This is a genomic window from Gemmobacter sp. 24YEA27 (genome assembly GCF_030052995.1).
GTDB lineage: Bacteria > Pseudomonadota > Alphaproteobacteria > Rhodobacterales > Rhodobacteraceae > Pseudogemmobacter.
On the sequence record NZ_JASJPW010000005.1, the window covers coordinates 15,211 to 36,023 of the forward strand.

20 protein-coding genes and 3 pseudogenes are annotated in these 20,813 nt (G+C 63.8%); 15 read left to right on the forward strand and 8 right to left on the reverse strand.

Annotated elements, in window-relative coordinates:
* Positions 1 to 13 precede the first annotated feature (13 nt).
* The 13 genes and pseudogenes from QNO18_RS22320 to QNO18_RS22380 all read left to right on the forward strand — a co-directional run bounded on the left by QNO18_RS22320 (position 14) and on the right by QNO18_RS22380 (position 10,365).
* Positions 14 to 1,015 carry a PQQ-dependent catabolism-associated beta-propeller protein gene (locus QNO18_RS22320; protein WP_283179694.1) on the forward strand — a complete coding sequence of 334 codons (1,002 nt, stop codon included), beginning with the start codon at positions 14 to 16 and terminating at the stop codon, positions 1,013 to 1,015.
* Positions 1,016 to 1,025: 10 nt separating this feature from the next.
* Positions 1,026 to 1,468: pseudogene (locus QNO18_RS22325) on the forward strand (hypothetical protein).
* A gap of 14 nt (positions 1,469 to 1,482) precedes the next feature.
* On the forward strand, positions 1,483 to 1,740 hold the full coding sequence (locus QNO18_RS22330; protein WP_092903694.1) for a hypothetical protein: 258 nt from the start codon (positions 1,483 to 1,485) through the stop codon (positions 1,738 to 1,740).
* Positions 1,737 to 2,476, forward strand: a pseudogene (locus QNO18_RS22335) (ATP-binding cassette domain-containing protein). Before QNO18_RS22330 ends, QNO18_RS22335 begins: the two are co-directional and overlap by 4 nt.
* Positions 2,473 to 3,275, forward strand: a pseudogene (locus QNO18_RS22340) (ABC transporter permease). Before QNO18_RS22335 ends, QNO18_RS22340 begins: the two co-directional pseudogenes overlap by 4 nt.
* A complete protein-coding gene (locus tag QNO18_RS22345) occupies positions 3,272 to 3,868 on the forward strand; it encodes a hypothetical protein (RefSeq protein WP_283179695.1) in 597 nt (198 codons plus the stop codon). The pseudogene QNO18_RS22340 and the gene QNO18_RS22345 overlap by 4 nt, the downstream one beginning before the upstream one ends.
* Positions 3,869 to 4,052: 184 nt before the next feature.
* Positions 4,053 to 4,679, forward strand: coding sequence for a response regulator transcription factor (locus tag QNO18_RS22350; protein ID WP_283179696.1), 627 nt, complete (start codon positions 4,053 to 4,055; stop codon positions 4,677 to 4,679).
* Positions 4,680 to 4,681: 2 nt separating this feature from the next.
* Positions 4,682 to 5,848 (forward strand): FIST N-terminal domain-containing protein, encoded by a 1,167-nt coding sequence (locus tag QNO18_RS22355; RefSeq protein WP_283179697.1) that lies wholly within the window; start codon positions 4,682 to 4,684, stop codon positions 5,846 to 5,848.
* Positions 5,838 to 7,181 carry a hybrid sensor histidine kinase/response regulator gene (locus tag QNO18_RS22360; RefSeq protein ID WP_283179698.1) on the forward strand — a complete coding sequence of 448 codons (1,344 nt, stop codon included), beginning with the start codon at positions 5,838 to 5,840 and terminating at the stop codon, positions 7,179 to 7,181. Before QNO18_RS22355 ends, QNO18_RS22360 begins: the two co-directional genes overlap by 11 nt.
* A gap of 14 nt (positions 7,182 to 7,195) precedes the next feature.
* Positions 7,196 to 8,734, forward strand: coding sequence for a HAMP domain-containing sensor histidine kinase (locus tag QNO18_RS22365; RefSeq protein ID WP_283179699.1), 1,539 nt, complete (start codon positions 7,196 to 7,198; stop codon positions 8,732 to 8,734).
* Positions 8,734 to 9,420 carry a response regulator transcription factor gene (locus tag QNO18_RS22370; RefSeq protein WP_283179700.1) on the forward strand — a complete coding sequence of 229 codons (687 nt, stop codon included), beginning with the start codon at positions 8,734 to 8,736 and terminating at the stop codon, positions 9,418 to 9,420. The genes QNO18_RS22365 and QNO18_RS22370 overlap by 1 nt, the downstream gene beginning before the upstream one ends.
* A complete protein-coding gene (locus QNO18_RS22375) occupies positions 9,417 to 10,097 on the forward strand; it encodes a hypothetical protein (RefSeq protein ID WP_283179701.1) in 681 nt (226 codons plus the stop codon). The genes QNO18_RS22370 and QNO18_RS22375 overlap by 4 nt, the downstream gene beginning before the upstream one ends.
* A complete protein-coding gene (locus QNO18_RS22380; protein WP_283179702.1) occupies positions 10,018 to 10,365 on the forward strand; it encodes a hypothetical protein in 348 nt (115 codons plus the stop codon). The genes QNO18_RS22375 and QNO18_RS22380 overlap by 80 nt, the downstream gene beginning before the upstream one ends.
* A gap of 29 nt (positions 10,366 to 10,394) precedes the next feature.
* Here QNO18_RS22380 and pqqE read toward each other — a convergent pair whose 3' ends face one another.
* From pqqE to QNO18_RS22410, 6 genes are all read right to left on the reverse strand, one after another.
* Positions 10,395 to 11,468, reverse strand: coding sequence for a pyrroloquinoline quinone biosynthesis protein PqqE (gene pqqE, locus QNO18_RS22385; protein ID WP_283179703.1), 1,074 nt, complete (start codon positions 11,466 to 11,468; stop codon positions 10,395 to 10,397).
* Positions 11,469 to 11,511: 43 nt separating this feature from the next.
* Positions 11,512 to 11,799: a pyrroloquinoline quinone biosynthesis peptide chaperone PqqD gene (pqqD, locus tag QNO18_RS22390; RefSeq protein WP_283179704.1), complete on the reverse strand. Its 288-nt coding sequence runs from the start codon at positions 11,797 to 11,799 to the stop codon at positions 11,512 to 11,514.
* Complete coding sequence (pqqC, locus tag QNO18_RS22395) at positions 11,796 to 12,560, reverse strand: pyrroloquinoline-quinone synthase PqqC (RefSeq protein ID WP_283179705.1); 765 nt, start codon at positions 12,558 to 12,560, stop codon at positions 11,796 to 11,798. The genes pqqD and pqqC overlap by 4 nt, the downstream gene beginning before the upstream one ends.
* Positions 12,557 to 13,441: a pyrroloquinoline quinone biosynthesis protein PqqB gene (gene pqqB / locus QNO18_RS22400; RefSeq protein ID WP_283179706.1), complete on the reverse strand. Its 885-nt coding sequence runs from the start codon at positions 13,439 to 13,441 to the stop codon at positions 12,557 to 12,559. Before pqqB ends, pqqC begins: the two co-directional genes overlap by 4 nt.
* Positions 13,442 to 13,451: 10 nt before the next feature.
* Positions 13,452 to 13,553, reverse strand: a complete 102-nt coding sequence (gene pqqA, locus QNO18_RS22405) for a pyrroloquinoline quinone precursor peptide PqqA (protein WP_092903718.1) — start codon at positions 13,551 to 13,553, stop codon at positions 13,452 to 13,454.
* Positions 13,554 to 13,661: 108 nt separating this feature from the next.
* Positions 13,662 to 15,542: a sigma-54-dependent Fis family transcriptional regulator gene (locus QNO18_RS22410; RefSeq protein WP_283179707.1), complete on the reverse strand. Its 1,881-nt coding sequence runs from the start codon at positions 15,540 to 15,542 to the stop codon at positions 13,662 to 13,664.
* Between the two features lie 436 nt (positions 15,543 to 15,978).
* Between QNO18_RS22410 and QNO18_RS22415 the strand changes: the two genes are divergently transcribed.
* Positions 15,979 to 17,781, forward strand: a complete 1,803-nt coding sequence (locus QNO18_RS22415; RefSeq protein WP_283179708.1) for an NAD(P)-binding domain-containing protein — start codon at positions 15,979 to 15,981, stop codon at positions 17,779 to 17,781.
* A gap of 768 nt (positions 17,782 to 18,549) precedes the next feature.
* On the opposite strand, the gene QNO18_RS22420 is transcribed toward QNO18_RS22415, so the two are convergent.
* On the reverse strand, positions 18,550 to 19,260 hold the full coding sequence (locus tag QNO18_RS22420) for a hypothetical protein (protein ID WP_283179709.1): 711 nt from the start codon (positions 19,258 to 19,260) through the stop codon (positions 18,550 to 18,552).
* A gap of 246 nt (positions 19,261 to 19,506) precedes the next feature.
* Positions 19,507 to 19,998 (reverse strand): hypothetical protein, encoded by a 492-nt coding sequence (locus QNO18_RS22425; RefSeq protein WP_283179710.1) that lies wholly within the window; start codon positions 19,996 to 19,998, stop codon positions 19,507 to 19,509.
* A 430-nt stretch (positions 19,999 to 20,428) separates the two neighbouring features.
* On the opposite strand from QNO18_RS22425, the gene QNO18_RS22430 reads away from it, so the two are divergent.
* Complete coding sequence (locus QNO18_RS22430) at positions 20,429 to 20,704, forward strand: hypothetical protein (protein ID WP_283179711.1); 276 nt, start codon at positions 20,429 to 20,431, stop codon at positions 20,702 to 20,704.
* Positions 20,705 to 20,813 lie beyond the last annotated feature (109 nt).

Here is a 20,813-nt window from a genome sequence, read left to right on the forward strand (position 1 = left end):
GAGGAGGACAAAGATGAGAAGATCTGTGACCCGGTCCGTGACGCAGCCCGCGATCAGGCTCGCGCTTGCCTGTTCGGCTGCCTTGCTTGCCGGTCCGGCCCTGGCCGACAAAATCTTCGTCTCAAATGAAAAGGGCAACACGGTCACGGTTCTGGATTCGGCATCCCTTGAGGTGATCCACACCATCACCGGCATGCAGCGCCCGCGCGGCATCACCGCCTCGCCCGATGGCAAACATATCTATGTCTGCGCCTCGGATGACAATCTGGTGCGGGTCTATGACAGCGCCACCTATGAGGAACTGCCCTCGCTGCCCTCCGGTCCCGACCCCGAGCTTTTCGTGCTGCATCCCTCGGGCAATCCGCTGTTCATCGCGAATGAGGACGACAATATCGTCACCGTGGTCGATGTGGTGACCCGCCAGGTGCTGGCCGAAGTGCCCGTGGGGGTGGAACCCGAAGGGATGGGCGTCTCGCCGGATGGCAAGATCGTGGTCAATACTTCTGAAACCACCAATATGGCGCATATGATCGACACGACGAGTTATGAGATCGTCGCCAATGTACTGGTCGACAGCCGCCCGCGCTTTGCCGAATATACCCCGGACGGCAAGATCCTGTTTGTTACCGCCGAGATCGGCGGCACCGTTTCAGTGATCGATACTGCGACGAATGAGATCACCAAAACCATCACATTCGATGTTGCCGGTATCCTGCCCGAGGCATTGCAGCCGGTGGGCCTGCGCGTCACCGCGGACGGCGCCAAGGCCTATGTCGCCCTTGGGCCGGCAAACCGGGTGGCGGTGGTGGATGTCGCCAGCCTCGAAGTGACGAATTACCTGCTGGTCGGGCAACGGGTCTGGCAGCTGGCTTTCTCGCCCGATGGTAAATTTCTCTACACCACCAACGGCAATTCCAACGACATCTCGGTGATTGATACCGCAACCGATGAGGTAACGGTTTCGGTGCCGGTGGGCGAACAGCCCTGGGGTGTGGTTGCGGTTAAAACGGAATGAGGAGGATAGTATGAAAGCGATTGCCATTGCCGCCGCCCTCGCGCTGGCCCTGACCGGCAGCGCCAGCCTTGCCCAGCAGTTCGATTACGGATTTGCCGGGCTGATGGGCAAGGCCAACCGCGTGACGCTGCGGATCTGATGCTCGGTTCCGGCAAGCCGGTGCAGCCGGACGGGCCGGTCGATCTGAAATCGGGCACCTATTACAAGATGAACATCGTGGCCGATGGCTCTGCCGAGCTGGCTTTGTCTGGCGGCGACTTCTTTCGCGCGATCTGGATCAATGAGATCGTGATCAACAAAATCGAAATTCGTCCGATGGGCGTGCATTCGCTGGAATTCGACGCGGGCGGCACCGCCGAGATCAGCTTTATCGCCATCACCCCCGGCAGCTTTTCGCTGTCTATCCCCGGATCCTCGGGAGAAAGCCAGAAGGCCATTTTCAACATCCGCTGAAAGGAGAACGACCCATGAAAAAACTGCTGCTTGCCGCCATGATTGCCGGCTTTGCCATGCCCGCTCTCGCCGATGATCACGACAAGGCCACCCCTGAACAGATCGCAAAAATCGACGAGGCCCTTGCCGCTGTCAGTTGCGAGGTGGATCCCGACAATATCGAGGTCGAGGAAGATGGCTCGTTTGACCTTGATGATGTGATCTGCGCCGATGGCCAGTATGATGTGAAACTGAACGCCGATTTCACCGAGAAAGAGCGCCGCAAGGAATGAACGCAGACCAGGGCAGCGCGCTGAGGGTCGCAGGGGTCAGCCATCGCTTTGGCGCGACAGAGGCCCTGCGCGATGTGTCATTCCAGGTCGGGAAGGGCGAATTCTGCGCGCTGCTCGGGGTGAACGGGGCGGGCAAGACCACGCTCTTTTCGCTGATCACCAGGCTTTATGACAGCTCTTCGGGGCTGATCGGGGTGGCGGGCTATGACGCCCGACGTCAGCCGTCAAAGGCGCTGGCGCGGCTTGGCGTGGTGTTTCAGAGCCGGGCGCTTGATGGTGATCTGACGCTGAGGCAGAACCTTGCCTATCACGCGGCGCTGCATGGCATGGGCGGCGCCGCCGCGCGCAGCCGCATTGCCGAGGTGACCGCCCTGGTCGGGCTTTCGGGCAAAGAGGCTGACCGGGTCTCGACGCTGTCGGGGGGCAGCTGCGCCGGGCCGAAGTCGCGCGCGCGCTTTTGCACCGGCCGGAACTGCTTTTGCTCGATGAGGCGACCGCAGGCCTTGATCTGCGGGCCCGGGCAGAGCTCGTCGCACTGGTGCGCCGCCTGATTGCGGAAGAAGGCGTATCGACGCTTTGGGCCACCCATATTTTTGAGGAAATCGCCCCGGAGGATCATGTCGTGATCCTGCACAGGGGTGCGGTTCTGGCCGATGGGCGCGCTTCAGAGATCGCCGCAGGCACGACGCTTGCCGAAAGGTTTCTGGACCTGACCGGTGCGGGGCGCGCAGCATGAAAGGCTGGTCCATCGCCTTTGCCGGCATCGCCAGACGCGAATTCCTGCGCTTCACCCGTCAGCGCGAGCGGTTCCTCGCAGCACTGGTCAGGCCACTGGTCTGGCTGTTCATCTTTGCCGCCGGCTTCCGCTCGGTTCTGGGTCTCTCGATCACGCCGCCTTACCGCACCTATGTGCTGTATGAGGTCTATGTGATCCCCGGGCTTTGCGGCATGATCCTGTTGTTTTCCGGCATGCAAAGCTCGCTTTCGATGGTTTATGACCGCGAGACCGGGGCGATGCGCAGCCTGCTGGTCAGCCCCTATCCGCGCTGGTTCCTGCTGGGCGCCAAGCTGTTTTCAGCGGTGCTGGTGGCGGTTCTACAGGCCTATGCCTTTCTGCTGATTGCCTGGTTCTGGGGGGGCGCCCGCCCTGGACCGGCTATGTGACGGTGCTGCCTGCGCTGATCCTTGCCGGGCTGATGCTGGGCTCGCTGGGGCTGCTGATTTCATCGGCGATCCGTCAGCTTGAGAACTTTGCGGGCGTGATGAATTTCGTGATCTTCCCGATGTTCTTCGCCTCTTCCGCGCTTTACCCGCTGTGGCGGATGCGGGAATCAAGCGTGCTCCTCTATCACATCTGCGCCTGGAATCCCTTCACCCATTCGGTCGAGTTGATCCGCTTTGCGCTCTATGGCCAGATAGAGCCGCTGGGGCTGGCGGCCACCCTTGGCTGTCTGGTGGTTTTCTTCGGCGCCACCATTTTCATGTATGATCCGGCAAAGGGCCTCTGGCGCGGCCGGAAAGGAGGGGCGTCATGATCCTTCGCGTTCTCGTGCTGATCGCGCTGCTGCCGGGTTCCGCACTGGCTGCGGGCGAGGCCGATCCCGACTGGCCCTGTATCCAGCGCCGCCAGCCGCAGCTTTCGCTTGGCCAGGTCTGGGCAGGGCCTCAGCCGGACGACGCGATCACCGCCCTCGCCGCTGAACCCGAGATCCAGCGCGTCGCCTCGGTGCTGGCGTTGCGCCGCACCTCGCCCGAAGAGGCGGCGGCGCTGGTTGAGACATTCGTCGCCGGGGGCAGCGATCCGGCCCGGCTGACCGCGCTTTATCTCGCGACGTTCAATCATATCCAGCGCACCCGCGACCGGGTGATGGCCGGGATCACCCGCTACGCCCATAAACAGGCCGGGCTGGATGAACAGATCAAAGCCCGGCGGCATGAGTTCGAGCAGCTCTCGGCAGCCGATTCGCCTGACTTTGACGCAATCGACAAAGCCGAGCAGGATATCGACTGGTCGACCCGGATTTTCCAGGACCGCCAGCGGGCCCTGACCTATGTTTGCGAAACTCCGGTCATTCTGGAACAACGCGCCTTTGCGATTGGCCGTCTGATCAGCGGAAAACTGCAGTAATGCGTCCTTATTGCACAGATTTGCGACCTCAATGCAGTTAGGTCTCGATTCATAATAAGAATGTTCTAAGCTTCTTATGTCGTCTGCAGGGAGGTGCGGGCGTCAAAGGGGAGGGCAGAATGGAACATCAGACCGTCAAAGCGGGGATGTCCCCGCGCCATCGGCGTATAAGTCCGTCCGGGACGTGCTTATCGTCGAAGACCATCCTCTGATGGGCGAGGCGCTTTCGATGACATTGCAGGCGGCCTTCCGCCTGAACCGGGTGCGTTGTGTCGCGACCCTTGCGCTGGCCGAGGCAACTCTGCGCGCCGAGGGGATTCCAGATGCCGTTCTGCTGGATCTGAACCTGCCGGATGTGAAGGGCATCGAGGCGGTAATCAGCCTGAAATCGCAGCTGGGCAAGCGCCCGCTCACGGTCATTTCCGCCGAAGTGCAGCCCGAGATGGTGTCGTCGGTGATCGCCGCCGGCGCCTGTGGCTATATCTCGAAATGCCTGCCGCGCTCTGAGATGGTCGAGGCGTTCCGCCGGATGTGGGAGGGCGAAACCGTGCTGCCCGAGGGATTTGCCGAAGACGAGGACAATGGCGATCTTGCCGCGCTGACCCATAATTTCAGCACCCTGACCCAGCAGCAGATGAATATTCTGCGGCTGATCTGCCAGGGGCGCCCGAACAAAATCATCAGCTATGAGCTTTCAATCGCTGAGGCGACGGTAAAGACCCATATCGCGGCGATCATGTCCAAGATCCATGCCAGCAACCGCACCCAGGTGGCGTTGCTGGCCAACAGGGTCCGGCTGTTTGGGCGCTGAGAATGGAAATCTCGCAGTCAGGTCGCCCTGCCCGGCCCATTGCCGCCTCGGCACGCGGCGGCTTTGTCGCGGTGTCCGGGTCGCTGATCTGCGCCTTCGCCGATCTGGACCCCGCGCTGATCCTGGTTTTTGCCGATGATCAGGACCTGGTCACCCCGCTGACCGGTGCGCTGCATGATGCGTTCGGCGCCGGCTGCAAGGTTCTCGGCTGTTCCTCGGCCGGCGGCTTCTGCTTTGACGGCTATCAGGAAGACAGCGTTGTCGCGATAGCTTTCCCCGCCAGCAGTTTCCGCGCCGAAGCGGTCTGTCTGCGTGGGCTGCGCCAGCATGTGACGCTGGACTGGATGGTCTCGCTGCGCGGGCTGATGGAGAAATCACGCGGACATGCCGGGAAATCGCGCTTCGGGCTTTTGCTGATCGACGGCTCCAGCGGCTGTGAAGAGCTGGTCACCACGACCGTGGATGCGTCGCTGCCGGATCTGATGGTGCTGGGCGGCTCGGCCGGGGACGGGTTGCGGTTCGAGCAGACAAGGCTGGCGATGGATGGTGTGGAATATGCCGAAAGCGCGTTGTTTTGCGTGATCAACACCGATTTCGACGTGAAAGAGGTGATTTTTGATCATTTCGTGCCGGTCGGCAACCGCATGGTCGTCACCTCTGCCAATCCGGAAACCCGGCTGATCCATGAGATCAACGCCGAACCCGCGGCAGAGGAATATGCAAGACTGATCGATGTGCGGGTGGATGAGCTGGGACCAAGCGCCTTTGCAGAGAACCCGCTGCTGGAATGTGCCGGTGGGCGCCATTATGTCCGTGCGATCAGCGGCGTAACCCCGAATGGCGATCTGGCGCTGATGTGCTCGATCGAGCCGGGGGCGATCCTGACGCTGGGGCGCTCGGAAAGCCTGACCGAAGGGTTGCGGCGGCAGATGGAACAGATCGGCCCCGCCGAACTGGTGCTGGGGTTTGACTGCATCCTGAGGCGCATTGCGGTTGAACGGGCCGGTGAGCAGGAGACAGTCGGCAAGCTCTGTCGTGATTTTCGCGTGGCGGGCTTTAACACCTATGGCGAGCAGCATGGCGGCATTCATGTGAACCAGACATTTGTCGGCCTCGCGATCCTCGATGACAGCGCCAGCAGGGGTATGGGCAGCATCGATGTTGCGTGAAACGGACAGCCCCGGCCAGAAGATCGCCAAGCTGACGCGGATCAATGAGGTGCTGATCCGCCGGCTTGAAAGCATCAGCCAGAAACGCGGCCCCGCCTATGCGCTGTCGCGGGCGGCCGAGGTGCTTGAGCGTGAGGTGGTGGCGCGCAACCTTGATCTTGAAACCGCGCTGGCTGAACTTGCGCTGATCAATACTGAACTGGCCACCGCGCGCGAGGTCGCCGACCAGGCCAATCGCGCGAAATCGCGCTTTCTGCGGGCGGCCAGCCATGATCTTTTGCAACCCCTCAGCGCGGCCAAGCTGTTTCTCGCCCATCTGCGCGAAGTCTCGGGCGATGCGCTGCAACGCGACCTTGTCTCGCATCTGACGGCCACGATCGATTCCGCCGAAGAGCTGATCCGCGCGCTGTTGCAGATCGCCAAGCTCGACAGTCGCAGCTTTCAGACCAATCTTGCGCCGGTGGCGATGGGGCGGTTGTTTCGCCGGCTGATCATCGACACCCAGCCGGTGGCCAGCGCGCGCCGGATCGACCTGCGTTTTGTCGGGTCAAAGGCCACCGTGCTGAGCGACGGGGTCTATCTGCGCCAGATCGCGCAGAACCTGATCACGAATGCGCTGAAATATACCACCGGGCGCAAGGTGCTGGTCGGGCTGCGCCATGAGCAGGACAGCGAGGTGGGGCCTGCGGTCTGGCTTGAGGTGCTGGACCAGGGGCCGGGCATCGCACCCGCCGATCAGACCCGTATTTTCAATGAATTTGAACGGCTCTCGCTGGAAACGCAGCCCGGCACCGGTCTGGGCCTTTCCATCGTCCAGCGCGCCTGTGATCAGCTTGACCACCGGCTCGAGCTGATCTCACATCCGGGCCTCGGCTCGCGCTTTCGCGTCAGGCTGCCTTTGGTCCAGACCCCGTCTTTGCCAGCGATGACCGAAGAGGCGCCCGATCTGCCGCGCCCCGATCTGACAGGGCGCCGGGTGTTGCTGATCGAGAACGACCAGACCATGCGTCATGCGATGCAATATCTGCTGGAAAGCTGGGGCATGATTGCCTGGCCTGTCGCGGGCAGCGAAGAGGCGGTGCAGGTGGCGATGCTCGCCGCGCCCGATCTCATCCTGTCGGATTACCGGCTCGATGGCGAGGATACCGGGGTGGCGGCGATCCGGCGCCTCTCGCAAGAGCTGGGCCTGGCACCGCCTGCGCTGATTGTCAGCGCCGAACCCGCCGATATGATCCGCCGGAAGATCGGCGAGCCGGCGCTGGAAATCCTGGAAAAACCTGTCGCCGCCGAAGATCTGAACCGCGCCATTCGGCACTCGCTCGGGCTGACATGAGGGCCCGGCGCTGGTTGCGTCCCGGCCTGAGGCCCCGGCTGTGGACAGCCGCGACCCTGCTGGCCGGGCTGACGATGCTTTCGGCGGGGCTGGCGGTCTACGGCCTGTCGCGCACCCAGTCCTATGCGCATGAGGCGATGGCGGCGCAAAGCCGGATCGAGGCCTATGGTGTGTTTTCGGCGCGGGTGAATGACTGGATGATCAGCTGGCTCACACGGCCCGAGACACCGCCCGATCCCGCCACGGTGCTGGGGACAATTGATCAGCTCGACCGGTTGGTTGCCGACGATGTCGCCGGCGCCGCTACATCGGAACAACAGGCACAGCGCGCGCGGCAAAGCATGACCCCGGCGCGGCTGCGCGGCTTTTTTGGCCAGCTGGAAAAGACGCTGGCGCAATCCGGTCCGGGCACGCCACAGGGGGATGCGGCGATTGCCTTCTATATGGCGCAGGCCCCCGAGGCGGTAGGCGGCCAGATCATCCAGGAAACCCGTCGCCGCGAAAACGCCCTGCTGGCGATGGACCGGCTGCAAAACACCCTGCGGATCTTTGCCCTTGCGGCGGGACTGGCGGCACCCCTTGTGCTGGCGGCGCTTTATCTTCTGGTGCTGCGCCCTCTGTTTGGCCGGCTCGAGCGGGTCACCGCCTCGGCAGAAAGCCTCGCAAGCGGCCAGTTCCCGCGCGGCTCCGGCGGGCATGACGAGCTTGGGCTGATGCTGGCACGGTTGCGGCAGATGGCGCGGAGACTTGACCGCAGGCGCGCCGGGCTGGAGCGCGACAGCCAGCGCCTTGAGGGCATCATCGCCGGGCGCACCGCCGATCTGTCCGCTGCGAATGAGCGGCTGGCGCAGACCGATACCGACCGCCGCCGCCTGTTCGCGGATGTTGGCCACGAGCTGCGCACGCCGCTGACCGTTATCATGGGCGAGGCAGAGCTTGGCGCCCGCCATTCCGATCCGCTTGTGCGCGCGGCCTTTCAGACGATCATGGCGCGCGGCCAGCGTCTTAACCGCCGGATCGAGGATATCTTGCGCATCGCGCGGTCTGACTCCGGTCAGCTGGAGCTTTGCCGCGACAGGGTCGCCCTGGATCAGGCGATCAGTGCCGCGCTGGCAGATACCGCACCTTTGCTGCGCCGCGCCGGAGTGAGCGTCAGAACTGAGGTGGCAGAAATCCATCTCTGCGCCGATGCCGACTGGCTGCGCCAGGTCTTTGCCGGCCTCTTCGAGAATGCCTCGAAATATGCCGGGCGCGGCGCTGAGGTCTCGGTGACCGCCAGCGCAGGGGATGGGATTGCCCGGATCGTGATCACCGATACCGGGCCGGGCCTCGCCCCCGGTCTGCGCGATCAGGTCTTTCGCCGCTTTGCCCGCAGCGGAAATGCCCCGGGCTTTGGCGTCGGGCTTGCCCTTGCAGCCTGGGTCGTGGAAGCTTCGGGTGGAAGCATGGGTCTGTTGCCCGAGGATCGCCCCGAACCTGGCCCTGCGGAAGGGCCGCAAGATCGCAGGGGGCTTGGATTGCAGATCGGGCTGCCGCTTTGGGAGGAGAGGTAATGGCGCATATTCTGGTGGTCGAGGATGACCATGACATCGCCTCGCTGCTGTCGCGCGGGCTGGAAGCCGCCGGCCATCAGGTGGAATGGGCCGAGACGGCCGGGGCAGCCGCGGATTTCGTGGAAACACGCGGCTGCGATGCCGCGATCATCGATATGATGCTGGGAGATGACAGCGGCGCCGAATTGCTGGCCGGGATGCGGGCGCGCGGCAAGCGCATGCCCGCGATCATCCTGTCTGCCCTGAACCGGATCGAGGATCGCACCGAGGGCCTCGAGGCTGGCGCACAGGATTATGTTGTGAAACCGTTCCAGCTCTCGGAACTGCTGGCACGGCTCGAGGTGCAGCTGCGCCGATCCGCGCCGCGCATTGCGCCGGTGACGCTGGCCGATCTGACCTATGACGCAACATCGCGCATGGTGACCGGCGCGGCGCGGCCACAGATGATGACCGAACGCGAGGGCGAATTGCTGGCCTATCTGCTGCAACGGCCCGGGGTTCTGCTGACGCGGGGCGAGCTGTTTGACGCGCTCTGGGCGCAGCATGGCGGCTCGACCGAGAATGTGGTCGATGTCTATCTGGGCTATCTGCGGCGCAAACTGGGTAATTTCACCCCCTATGGGCTCAGCCTGAAGACCCTGCGCAGCCGCGGCTTCATGCTGACGGCCCAGGGGGATGAGCCATGAAGCGCCTCGCTCTGGTTCTGGCGCTGTGCCTCAGTGGGGCGGCTTCGGCGGGGCCGCTCTCGGATCTGATCATGGCGGAGGGCGTCTTTGCTGATGCCGGGGCCGGCGACGTACTGCAATACAGTCTCAGCCGTAATGGGTCAGGCGATGCGGCCCCGGCACTATCGGCGCTGCGCCTTCTGGTGATGGAAGATAAGGGTACGAAATTTCTGCTGCTCGACCAGGAAGCCGGCGGCACGCGCAGCGAGATTGCCCGGTTTCCCGCCGCCAGCGCCAATCCGCTTTTGTTGTATTTCCTGGAAAATATCGTCCGCGATATGAGCCAGGCGACCGGGGGCAACCCTTTCTATATCCGCAACCGCATCCGCGCCGCGCTGATCGCCGCAGAGGCCGCGCCCGGAGCTGATGGTCGCATCACCGTGACGCTGGAGCCTTTCGCGGCAGATCCGAACCGGGACCGTCTGGGCCCCTTTGCCGGATTGCGGCTGCAGGTTTCCTTTGACCCTGCAGAGCCCGGTCGCCTCCTCAGCCTTAAGGCGGATACCGGAGCCGGGCCGGGTGGCTATAGTGAAGAGATGATCCTGACCGGGGGGAATGATGCACCGCCGCCTTGTAACCGCTGCTTTTTTGCCGCTGCTGTTTGCCGGCCCCACAGCCGCAGAGACGCTGGCCAATGATTATCCGACCGAGGCGCGGGCGGAATATGTCTTCACCTGCATGACGGTGAACGGCCAGACCCAGGATATGCTACGCCGCTGCTCCTGCTCGATTGATACGATTGCCTCGATCCTGCCCTATGACAATTTCGTCTCTGCCGAGACGGTGCTGCGGATGCGGATCGGCGGCGGCGAGCGGACGGCACTGTTTCGCGGCAGCCCGACGATGCAGGCGGTGGCCGCCGATCTGCGCCGCGCTCAGGCCGAGGCCGAGATGGTCTGTTTCTGAGCCGGACGGTGCAGCCGGCGGGCGGGTGATCAGACCGCGCCGGGCGCCAGTTTGCGATAGATGAAAGCCGGCGGCGGCGCGCTGGTTTCCAGCGCGATCATCTCATCAATTCTGGCCCGGAAGGGCGAAAGACGGCACACCGGGTCTGTCGCCCGCGGGTCGCCGGTCAGCGCCATGGCCTGACAGCGGCAACCGCCATAATCAACCTCGCGCCGGTCGCAGCTCTGACAGGGTTCGGGGAGCCAGTCTGTGCCTCTGAAGGCCGAAAAGGCAGGACCTTGCCAGATCTCTGCCAGCGAAGCGAAGCGCACATTCTGGAACACGAGCCCCGGGATGATTTCGGCGGCATGGCAGGGCAGAACCTTGCCATTAGGGGCGATATTAAGCCCGGTCGTGCCCCAGCCATTCATGCAGGCTTTTGGAAAATCGGCAAAATAATCGGGTGGCACAAAATCAATCGCCAGGGACCCTGCATAGGTCCTGCGGGCTTCGGCCACCACCCGCTTGGCCTCATCGACCTGATCGCGGGTCGGTTGCAAACCGGCGCGGTTTTTCAGCGCCCAGCCCTGGAACTGCACGCAGGCCACCTCGATCCGGCGGGCGCCCAGCTCAGCCGCCAGCGCGATGGTGGCAGGCAGATCACCCAGATTGTGCCGGTGCATCACCGCATTGATGGTCAGCGGAAATCCCAGCCGGGCTATTTCGGCGGCGGTCTGCATCTTGCGGGCAAAGCCGCCCTTATAACCGCCAACGAAATCCGCCACCTCGGGCGTGGTGCCCTGCAGCGAAAGCTGGATATGATCAAGGCCGGCCCGGTCCAGCGCTTCCAGCCTTGCAGGCGTCAGCCCGATGCCCGATGTGATGAGATTGGTGTAAAGCCCCGCCGCCCGTGCCGCTGCCACCAGGTCGACCAGATCGGGGCGCGACGCAGGCTCGCCCCCGGAAAGATGCAGCTGCAAGACACCAATTGCGGCAGCTTCCTGAAACACCCGCGACCATTCGGCGGTTGTCAGCTCGCCCTGGCGCTGCACCATATCAAGCGGGTTCGAGCAATAGGGGCAGGACAGCGGGCAGCGATGGGTCAGTTCGGCCAGCATCGCCATTGGCGGAGCCTGCTGCGAGGATGGCCGGGGGGGGCGCTGTCTCTCATGACAGATCGACCAGCCGCCGGACCGCGAGGCCCTGCAAGAATTCGATCACATCGGCCTCGATCATGTCGCGCGGCGCAGCATAGCGCCGGGCCAGATCTTCCGATATCGCGGCGATATCGCGGGCGCCGTCCACCTCTTCAAGCACCGCCTTGCCAATCGGGTCCAGCATCAGCGCGATCTCGGGGCCAAGCAGCACCGGTGTCTCACGCACCGCATCAAAATGCAGCCGCACCCCGCGCGGCAGGCAGGGGCGATCCGATGCAGTGACCGCGGCGCTGGTCATCGCATCAGCCCCTGATCCGGGCGCCATGCGCCGGGCGGGATCGGCCCTGGCGCGACATAGGCGCCGTAAAGCGCGTCGAGCTGGGCCCAGAGCACATCGGTTTTGAATTCCAGCGCCGCGACGGCCATATCCTCCTGCTCACGCGTTTTCGCCTGATCCAACACCCAGGCGAGGCCGAATGCCACATCCTTTGGCGCCTCCTTCAGCCGGTGCTGAAAGTAAGAAATCGTGTCCGGATTGGCGAAAGCATAGTGCCGCAGCAGGCCCGCAATGCGTTCTTCATGGATCGCCGGGGCGAAAAGCTCGGTCAGGCTGGCGGCGACGGCCTGCAACAAGGGCTGCTCGCGGACATATCTGACATAGGCATCAACCGCGAAACGGGTGGCCGGCAGGACACCCTCGCAGGACGCCACATAAGCGGGGTCAAGCCCGACCCCTTCGGCGAGGCGCAGCCAGCGACTGATCCCCCCCGGCTGGCCGTCGCTGCCATCGTGATCTTCGATCCGCGCGCGCCAGGCCCGGCGCAGGCCCGGTTCTTCCACCCGGCTCATAAAGGCCGCATCTTTCATCGGGATCCGCGACTGGTAGTAATAGCGGTTCACGACCCAGGCCCGGACCTGGTCAATCGTACAGCCGCCCGAATGCAGCAGGCGGTGAAACGGGTGTTTGTCATGATAGCGCAGCACCCCGACCTGGCGCAGCCGTGCCTCAAGCGCGGCCTTGCGATCCTCGGGGGTGATGGCGGGGGCAGCTGCGCTCACAGCAATATCTCCTGTCCGTCGCGGGCGATCTCCCAGCCCGCCGCCCCGACCCGGGCGCGTTCCTGTGAGCCGGGCCGCAGCACGGGATTGGTATTGTTGATATGGATATAGACGCGCCGCGCGAGGTTCAGCCCGTCAAAGGCGGCGAGACTGCCATCCGGCCCGGCCATCGAGATATGACCCATCCGCCCGCCCGTCTTCACGCCGGTGCCGGTCCTGGTCATTTCATCATCGCTCCAGACAGTGCCATCGAACAGGAGGAGGTCCGCGCCCCCGACCCGGTCGCGCAAATCCGGTGTCACCGCCGCGCAGCCTGGAATGTAAAACATCACCCGCCCGCCGCAGTCGATCCGCAGTCCGATGGTCTGTTCGCCCAGGAGATCGGTCTTCACCTCGCCCTCCTCCAAAAACAGCGGCACCTTGCCCGGGACAGCAAAAGCGGTCAGCCGCAGCCCGGCAAGCGGCTCAAAGGGGTCATCGGGCCGGATCGCCTGCTTTCCCACCAAAGCGGGGTTGAGCACGCGGAACACCGGCTGCTCAAGGATCGCAAGCGTCGCGGCTGTCGCATGGATCTGAAAGGGGGTGCTTTCGCGCAGGGTCAGCAGCCCGGCGATATGGTCGATATCGCCATTGGTCAGCACGACCGCGCGCACAGGGCTGCCGCGCCGGGACGGCGGATGCAGCCCCGAGAGGCGCAGCTGCTCGCGGATATCAGGCGAGGCATTCAGCACCACCCAGTCGCGGCCATCGGCAGATACCGCAACTGAACTCTGGCTCATACCAGCAATTTCGCCCGAGCGCGCATCAGCGCAATTCTGGCACCCGCAATTCCATTGGGGCAGGCCACCGCCGGCGGCTGCCCCAAGAATCTTTACATGCATTCCGGGCGAATCAGATCAGGTCACGGCCGCCGCGATCGTCTTCCGACGGACCGTACATGTTGATTTCCATACCGCATTTCACTTCAAGAGCCTTCGGTTTCGACCAGGTCATGGCAGTTCCTCCTTTGCCTCATAGCAAGAGCTTACGCCCGTGACGTCACTTGGCAATACAACTTTAGTTTCCCCTCAGCGCAGCCGGGGCAGACTGCGCCTGCCCCGGCTAGGGCTGCGTCCGCCGCGCGACCGGCTTTGCCTGACGTTTCAGGCCAAGCCGCGCCATCCTGCGATGCACCGTCGCCCGGTCAACCTGCAGCAAAGCGGCGACCGCAGAAATATTCCAGCCATTCTCGGCCAGGAGATGACTGAGCATCGCAGCCGAACCCGGGCCTGCATCGCTGCCCTGCCCGCGCATATGGGCGGGAAAATGCTCTGCCCCGATCAACAGCTTGTCCGACGCCAGCCCGCCCGTTGCCGCGACTGTTCGGGCAAGCGCTTCCATCTCATGCAGATTGCCCTCCCATTTATGGCCCGTCAGCAACGCGGCCGCCGGAAGGTCAAAGGCCACGCCGGATCCGAGCGCGGCTGCAAACACCTTGCTGGCAATCGCTATGATATCCTGGCGCCCGGCAAGGCCTGGCAGCACCAGCCGCGTTGCCGCCAGCCGGTGATGAAACTCCTCACGCGGGGCGCCATTGGCGGTAAGCCCCCGGCTGGTGACGATGATGCGCGCGCTCGACTCCCGCTCCCGCATTGCGCCAAGGGGACGAAAGCGGCGGGTGACCAGCAGGCTCGCCAGCCTTGCCTGAAGTGCCGCGGGCAATTGTTCCGGATTGTCGAGCACCAATGTGCCATGATCCGCCGCGCTGATCAGACCGGGTTCATAGCTGCGCAGATCGCCGCGCCCGAACAGCACCGCGGCCTCTTCGCCGGTGATCGTCTCACAGGCCACGGTGATCAGCGGCCCGCGCCGGCCGCCGGCATGAATAGCGCGCGCCAGTGCCGATTTGCCGCTGCCGCAGGGCCCCTCGATCAGCATCGGCATATCGCTGCGCGCAAGGACCATCGCCTGCCCGACCACTTCCCGCATCACCGGGTCAGTGCCTGCAAGCTCGCTGAGTTCGGCCGTCAGACGGGGCGCCGGAACGGAATGCGTGACCGGCGCGCGACGCGGTTCGATTGCATGGGCAAAGAGGCGGTAGCCGTCGCGGGTTTCAATCAGCCGGTCGCGGGCCTCATGCTGGCGCGTCAGCTGTTCCAGGCCGGAGCAATCGAGATTGAAAATCTCTTCAATGGGACGGCCAATCAGCGATGCGCCGCGCCGCCAGTCTGCGCCAAGGCTGCGCGCCATCAGCCGGGCGGCGCCGTTGGTCATGCCGATCACCCTGCCCCCTTCGTCAAGACGCAGCGCCGCTTCGGGATCGACATCCAGAAAATCCGGGCTGCCGGCCAGACGCAAAACCCAGTCAGTGCGGCTTTCCGCCATGATATTCGCCATCTCGATCCGCCGCGCGGTCTGGCGCACCAGGTTAAGCGCAAGGCTCTGGCTGGTGCGGATCAGCGGCGAGGAAAGCAGCGAGATATCAAGAACCGCTGCCAGCTGCCCCGCCGTGTCATAGATCGGCGCGGCAGTGCAGGACAGTCCGGTATGGCTGATATCGAAATGATCGCTCTGATGAATGATCAGCGGCTCGCCGGTCTCGATACAGGCGCCAAGCGCGCAGGTGCCGGCGCGGGCCTCGGACCATTCCGCGCCGAGATACAGCCCGGACCGGCGCAGCGCATCTTTCTGCGTCCCCTCCCCCAGATATTCGACGGTGACACCGGCGGCATCCGCAAGCAGCAGCACATAATTCTGCCCGGCGACCAGTTTATAAAGATCATCGATACCAGAGCGCGCAATCCGGATCAGATCCTCCGAGCGCTGGCGGTGCTGGCGCAGCGCCGCGTCCGGAAGGATATAGGCTTCGCCCCGCGCGGCAGGATCAAGCCCGTGCTTTTTCAGGCATCGCAGCCAGCTTTGCACCACCACTGGATCGCGGGTCTCGCTGCCACGATGCGAGGCGGTCTCGATCTCGCGGATATGCTCGATATCGGTCTGCATTCTGTTCCCCACCAGGGCTGTGGCCGCAGGCGCCTGCAGGCCGCACCCCTGTGATCCTGGCATAAATCTCCTGCGGCGTTAACCATGCCGTCTGTGCGGCGCAGCATCCTGCCGCAGTGCCGCGAAGCTGTTGCAGCCCGATGCAACACTGTGCGCTGGCCGCGCCACAGTGGCCCCCGGCAAGCCGTTGGAATCGTTGATCCGCGAGAAATGCGTTCGCGCTGAACCGGCGGCAGGTCAGGCTGTTGGCACATTGGAGGAGAACGAGAATGAAGGCCTTGCGCTTCCATGCCGCCCCGCAGCTGCGGATCCCGGAGGCGAGAGCGATTCCAGCGCCGAAGTTCCGGATCGTTCTGACCTGACCCGATCCCGGCAGGCAGGGGTTGGGAGGCCCCGGTCAACCGGATGTCACAAAAGCACTATGGGAGGAGAAACCATGCTTGATACGATCAAAGAAGGCGCGCTTGCCGCGCTGGTTGCCGATCTGGAACGCGCGCTGGTGGCGCAGGATGCCGAGGCGGTGGCCGGGCTGTTCCTGGAGACCGGCTTCTGGCGCGACCTTGCGACTTTCACCTGGAACCTGAAAACCTGCGAGGGCCGGACTGAGATCGCGCAAATGGCCCGGGCGCAGCTGCCGCATGTCAGGCCGTCGCTGCTGCGCCTCGACCCGGCAGAGCGTGTATCAGAGGCGGATGGCGTCACCGAGGGCTGGCTGCTGATCGAGACCGCCGCCGGCCGGGGTCAGGGCTATATCCGCATGAAAGAGGGTAAGATCTGGACGCTTCTGACCACGCTTCATGAGCTGAAAGGCCATGAGGAGCCGCGAAAGCTGCGCCGGCCGATGGGGGCAGAACATGGCCATGACCCGGCGCGCAAAACCTGGAAGGAAAAGCAGCTTGATGAGGCGGCGCGGCTTGGGTTCGAGGACCAGCCCTATGTGCTGGTGATCGGCGGCGGTCAGGGGGGCATCGCGCTTGGCGCACGGCTGCGGCAGCTTTCCGTCCCGACCATCGTGATCGACAAACACCCGCGCCCCGGCGATCAGTGGAGGAACCGCTACAAATCGCTCTGCCTGCATGACCCGGTCTGGTATGACCACCTGCCCTATATCCCTTTCCCCGACAACTGGCCGGTCTTCGCGCCCAAGGACAAGGTCGGCGACTGGCTGGAGATGTATACGAAGGTGATGGAGCTGAATTACTGGTCCTCCACCACCGCAACCTCGGCGAAATATGACGAGGCGAAAGGCGAATGGGAGGTGGTCGTCCATCGCGACGGCAAGGATATCACGCTGCGCCCGAAGCAGCTGGTTCTGGCGACCGGCATGTCCGGCAAGGCCAATGTGCCGGTGATCCCGGGCCAGGATGTGTTCCAGGGCGAGCAGCAGCATTCCAGCCAGCATCCCGGGCCGGACGCCTATAGGGGCAGACGCGTCGTGGTGATCGGGGCCAATAACTCGGCGCATGACATCTGTGCGGCACTGTGGGAGGGCGGCGCTGATGTGACAATGGTACAGCGCTCGTCCACCCATATCGTCAAATCCGACAGCCTGATGGAGGTCTGTCTGGGCGGGCTTTATTCCGAGGCGGCGGTGGCCAATGGCATCACCCATGACAAGGCGGATATGATCTTCGCCTCGGTGCCCTATAAGATCATGGCCGATTTCCACGTGCCGCAATATGACGAGATCAAGGTCCGTGATGCCGCCTTCTATGCGGCGCTGGAAAAAGCCGGGTTCATGCTTGATTTCGGCGATGATGAAAGCGGGCTCTTCATGAAATATCTGCGCCGGGGCTCGGGTTATTACATCGATGTCGGCGCCTGCGATCTGATCATCGACGGCTCGATCAGGCTGCAATCCGGCAAGGGGATCAGCCATCTGTCGGAAACGGCCGTGGTGCTGGACGATGGCACCGAACTGCCCGCCGATCTGGTGGTCTATGCCACCGGCTATGGCTCGATGAACGGCTGGGCTGCGGATCTGATCAGCCAGGAGGTGGCGGATAAGGTTGGCAAATGCTGGGGGCTGGGATCCGAGACCACCAAAGATCCCGGGCCATGGGAGGGTGAGCAACGCAATATGTGGAAGCCCACCATGCAGGAAGGGCTCTGGTTCCACGGCGGCAACCTGCATCAGTCGCGCCACTATTCGCGCTATCTCGCGCTGCAACTGAAAGCGCGTCAGGCCGGGCTTGAGACGCCGGTCTGGGGGCTCGAAGCGCCGCATCATCTGCGCTGAAGCCGGGCACGGGCCGCTTTGCCACAGGCGAGGCGGCCCGTTGATCCTCCGGCCCTTCTGATCCGGCAGGCAGGGCATAGGTTTCCTGCAGTTGCGGCGTCCTGTCTGCCTGTCGCCGCTTCGGTGGAAGATCAGGACTGGCGCGATCAGGCGCAGGCGGCAATTGCCTGGCATCATGAAAACCAGCGCGCAGAATGTGAGAACCCGTATGCGGTAACCGCCTCGGCTGATGATCTGCCGATGGGTGAGGATACCGCTGCGCGTGAGGCCCAGCGGATCGGCTTTCAGGACGGGATGCCGCGCCGAGGGGCTGAGCAAACTGCTTCAAGCCTCGGGTGCCACGGTGCCGGCTGCGGCCATGTTCCAGATGGACGGCGCATTCATCTAAAATCAGTCGCTGGACATTTCGCGGCTGGCGGATCACCCAGGCCCGGTCATTGCTGGCCGCCCGGTTCAACAGGTTCGGGTCGGTGCGGAATAAGGCGGACGGGAAATCCGCGCCCGCATCATCCTGCGCCAGCGGGTCGCCCCCCGCCTTCAGAACCTTAACAACCGCGCAAAAATGGCTGATCCGCGCCGCGAGCAGCAGCGGGCGCAGTTTGGTCCTGTCGGCAAATTCGATATCCGCCCACCGCGCCAGCACGAGGTCGACCGGATTTGTCGCGCAGTGCCTCCAGCGCGTTGAACAGTGGTGGCCTCGCCATCCGATCGGGCCGGATATTTGGATTGCCACCACAAAGACCGCGCCGGTTCATTTCCCCAATCGCTTTAGGGTGAGGGACTTTTGGCGACGAAGCTGCGGAACTCTTCCGTAAGGCGGTCGACCATATCCATGCTGCGATTGGTCTCATCGGCAAGCGCCACCATGATCCCGATCGATTGCCGCCGGGAGCAGTCTTGCGGCTCCCCGACACTGCGCCGCGCCACGCCGTCCGCAATCGCGCTTTGCAGCTCGGCGTCAAAAACATCGGGCATCGCTTCGGCGCGCGCCAGATCGACACGGCTGCGGCCGCCATGGCATTTTGTGGCATAGGCATTGTGCAGCCGGGCTGAGCTGATGATCTCTGCCTTTCTATGGGCGAGTGTGCTGCGGTAATTCGCCTCTGTTTCAGGAACGAGGTAGATCCGGTCCGCCTCGGCAAGGCCGTTGTATTCGGTGGGTGGCAGATCGCGGTCCGGCATCACCCAGTCCAGCGGATCGATGCGCAGAAGGTCGGCCGAACTGGCCAGCTGCAGCACACAGACCAGCACGGCCAGAGCTGCCAGCAGCTTGCGCGCCATCTGTCCCGCGCCCTTTTCCGTGATGACGGCAACCGCCAGTCCGATCCCGATCAGTGCAAGCACGATGCCGCCAAAGTTAAAGCGGCTGTCAGACACCGTCTCGCCATTCACCACCACCGTGCTGGTGCTGCCGATGAACAGAAAGAACGGCAGAAGCCCCAGGATAAGGGCGATAAGGGGTTTCAGAAAACGTTGCATGGATAACCTCTGGCCCGTGGCCTCTGCGGTGGTTTCGATATGGTGGAGAGCGCGGCGGCGCCCGGGCGATTGCCCCTTCAGAGACAGATCCCGCTGAACCTGTCCCTAAGGTGTCCGCGCGCGGAATGCGATGAAAAGCCGGTCCGGTTCAGGATCAGCGCCCCCGCTGTCAGCTGCGCCGGCACCCGCCTCGCGGATTGCGACGGACTGCGGCCCGGTCGCGCGGTCAAAGAGCAAAACTGCGGATCATTCTTCTTCCTCCAGCCACCAGGCCTCGCCGCCGATCAGCAATGTGTCGGGCAAATCAGCATCGGCAGAAGCCGGCCGCGCCACAAACTGGCGGATCTCACCCCCGGGCGTCCCGAGGATCAGTGCGAAATCCTCAAAGCGATACGTCGAGGTCACGGGGGTATCCGATGACCCGCCGGTGATCAGATAGCCAGCGCCGACATTGCCGGCAACAAAGCCACTGCGCCGGTGGATCACCGTGCCATCAGAGGAGAAGGCATAGCTGCGGTCGGTGCGTGTGCCGCCCATGCCGATCTGACGGTAATAGTAGCGTGCGTCGGGGCGGAAATCGGACCCCGGCGACACCAGCTCCTGCGCGTCTGTCAGATCGCGAAACGAGCCGTCAGCCGCAGTCAGTGTGAACCCCTCCCCCGCCGCCTCCCAGTGGAACCAGAGCGCGCTTTCGCGAGCCTTCGATACGGCGACATTCAGGTCGGCAACTGGCTGCAAGTGCGCGCTCCGCTTTTCATGACGGTCAGGCCCCCGGCACCCGACACGGCGTCAAGGGCCCGGCTCCCCCGGGCGCAGCACGGGGCTTTATGGGGCTATCGGGCGGGCCCGCTGGCTGCTGGCGATCGCTGCGGTTGCGGCAGCGCTGGTGGTGCTGGCGATGCTTTCCCACTGGCAAGCCGCGGATCATAAACAGGGCTCAGAGCCGCAGTTCGCAGATCAGGGTAGTGACCCGGTTCCGGGCCACGCTGTGCCCGGGGAAGATCAGTCAGCCGGGCGGCGTCTTGGCATGCGCCCGGGCGGTGCCACCGGTACGCCCCCCGTACCAGATCTGTCCGGATCAGATCACTCTGCTCTGACCGCATCTGGCCTGACCGACCGCCATATCTTCTGCGAAGTGGTGATTATCAGCCGTGAAAGCAAAGGCCGCGTGAGACTCTCGCTGCAACGCGACGCGCGCGCAATCCGCTTTGATCAGCGCCAGCTTGAGGACGGCATTGGGTTTCGCCTGCTGGATGCCTCTGTCGCGCCACGCGAGCCAGTGCCGGACCTCCTCTTGGTGCAAAGTGCCATTGGGGAAGCGGTCAACCGGGTCGCCTTCGACATCAGCGCCGGGGCGATCACTCTGAACCCGTCGCTGTCACGCCAGATCTATGATGCGGCTGACCGCGCGGCGGTGCGCGAGCGGCTTGCCGCCGCACTCTGACCTGGTCCGTGTGCCTTTTCAGGGCTCGCGCCAAACTTCCCGCCCGGTGATGCGTCCTACGGGGTGAACAAGGATGGAGACCATGATGCTGCGCGCAGCCGCCCTGATC

Excerpts from the sequence above, each read along its gene's own strand:
- QNO18_RS22360 (WP_283179698.1), top strand. The coding sequence starts at position 5,838 with ATGTTGCGTGAAACGGACAGCCCCGGCCAGAAGATCGCCAAGCTGACG.
- QNO18_RS22375 (WP_283179701.1), top strand. The coding sequence starts at position 9,417 with ATGAAGCGCCTCGCTCTGGTTCTGGCGCTGTGCCTCAGTGGGGCGGCT.
- pqqB (WP_283179706.1), bottom strand. The coding sequence starts at position 13,441 with ATGCATGTAAAGATTCTTGGGGCAGCCGCCGGCGGTGGCCTGCCCCAA.
- pqqD (WP_283179704.1), bottom strand. The coding sequence starts at position 11,799 with ATGACCAGCGCCGCGGTCACTGCATCGGATCGCCCCTGCCTGCCGCGC.
- pqqE (WP_283179703.1), bottom strand. The coding sequence starts at position 11,468 with ATGGCGATGCTGGCCGAACTGACCCATCGCTGCCCGCTGTCCTGCCCC.
- QNO18_RS22410 (WP_283179707.1), bottom strand. The coding sequence starts at position 15,542 with ATGCAGACCGATATCGAGCATATCCGCGAGATCGAGACCGCCTCGCAT.
- QNO18_RS22415 (WP_283179708.1), top strand. The coding sequence starts at position 15,979 with ATGCTTGATACGATCAAAGAAGGCGCGCTTGCCGCGCTGGTTGCCGAT.
- QNO18_RS22420 (WP_283179709.1), bottom strand. The coding sequence starts at position 19,260 with ATGCAACGTTTTCTGAAACCCCTTATCGCCCTTATCCTGGGGCTTCTG.
- QNO18_RS22380 (WP_283179702.1), top strand. The coding sequence starts at position 10,018 with ATGCACCGCCGCCTTGTAACCGCTGCTTTTTTGCCGCTGCTGTTTGCC.
- QNO18_RS22320 (WP_283179694.1), top strand. The coding sequence starts at position 14 with ATGAGAAGATCTGTGACCCGGTCCGTGACGCAGCCCGCGATCAGGCTC.
- QNO18_RS22330 (WP_092903694.1), top strand. The coding sequence starts at position 1,483 with ATGAAAAAACTGCTGCTTGCCGCCATGATTGCCGGCTTTGCCATGCCC.
- QNO18_RS22355 (WP_283179697.1), top strand. The coding sequence starts at position 4,682 with ATGGAAATCTCGCAGTCAGGTCGCCCTGCCCGGCCCATTGCCGCCTCG.
- QNO18_RS22370 (WP_283179700.1), top strand. The coding sequence starts at position 8,734 with ATGGCGCATATTCTGGTGGTCGAGGATGACCATGACATCGCCTCGCTG.
- QNO18_RS22345 (WP_283179695.1), top strand. The coding sequence starts at position 3,272 with ATGATCCTTCGCGTTCTCGTGCTGATCGCGCTGCTGCCGGGTTCCGCA.
- pqqA (WP_092903718.1), bottom strand. The coding sequence starts at position 13,553 with ATGACCTGGTCGAAACCGAAGGCTCTTGAAGTGAAATGCGGTATGGAA.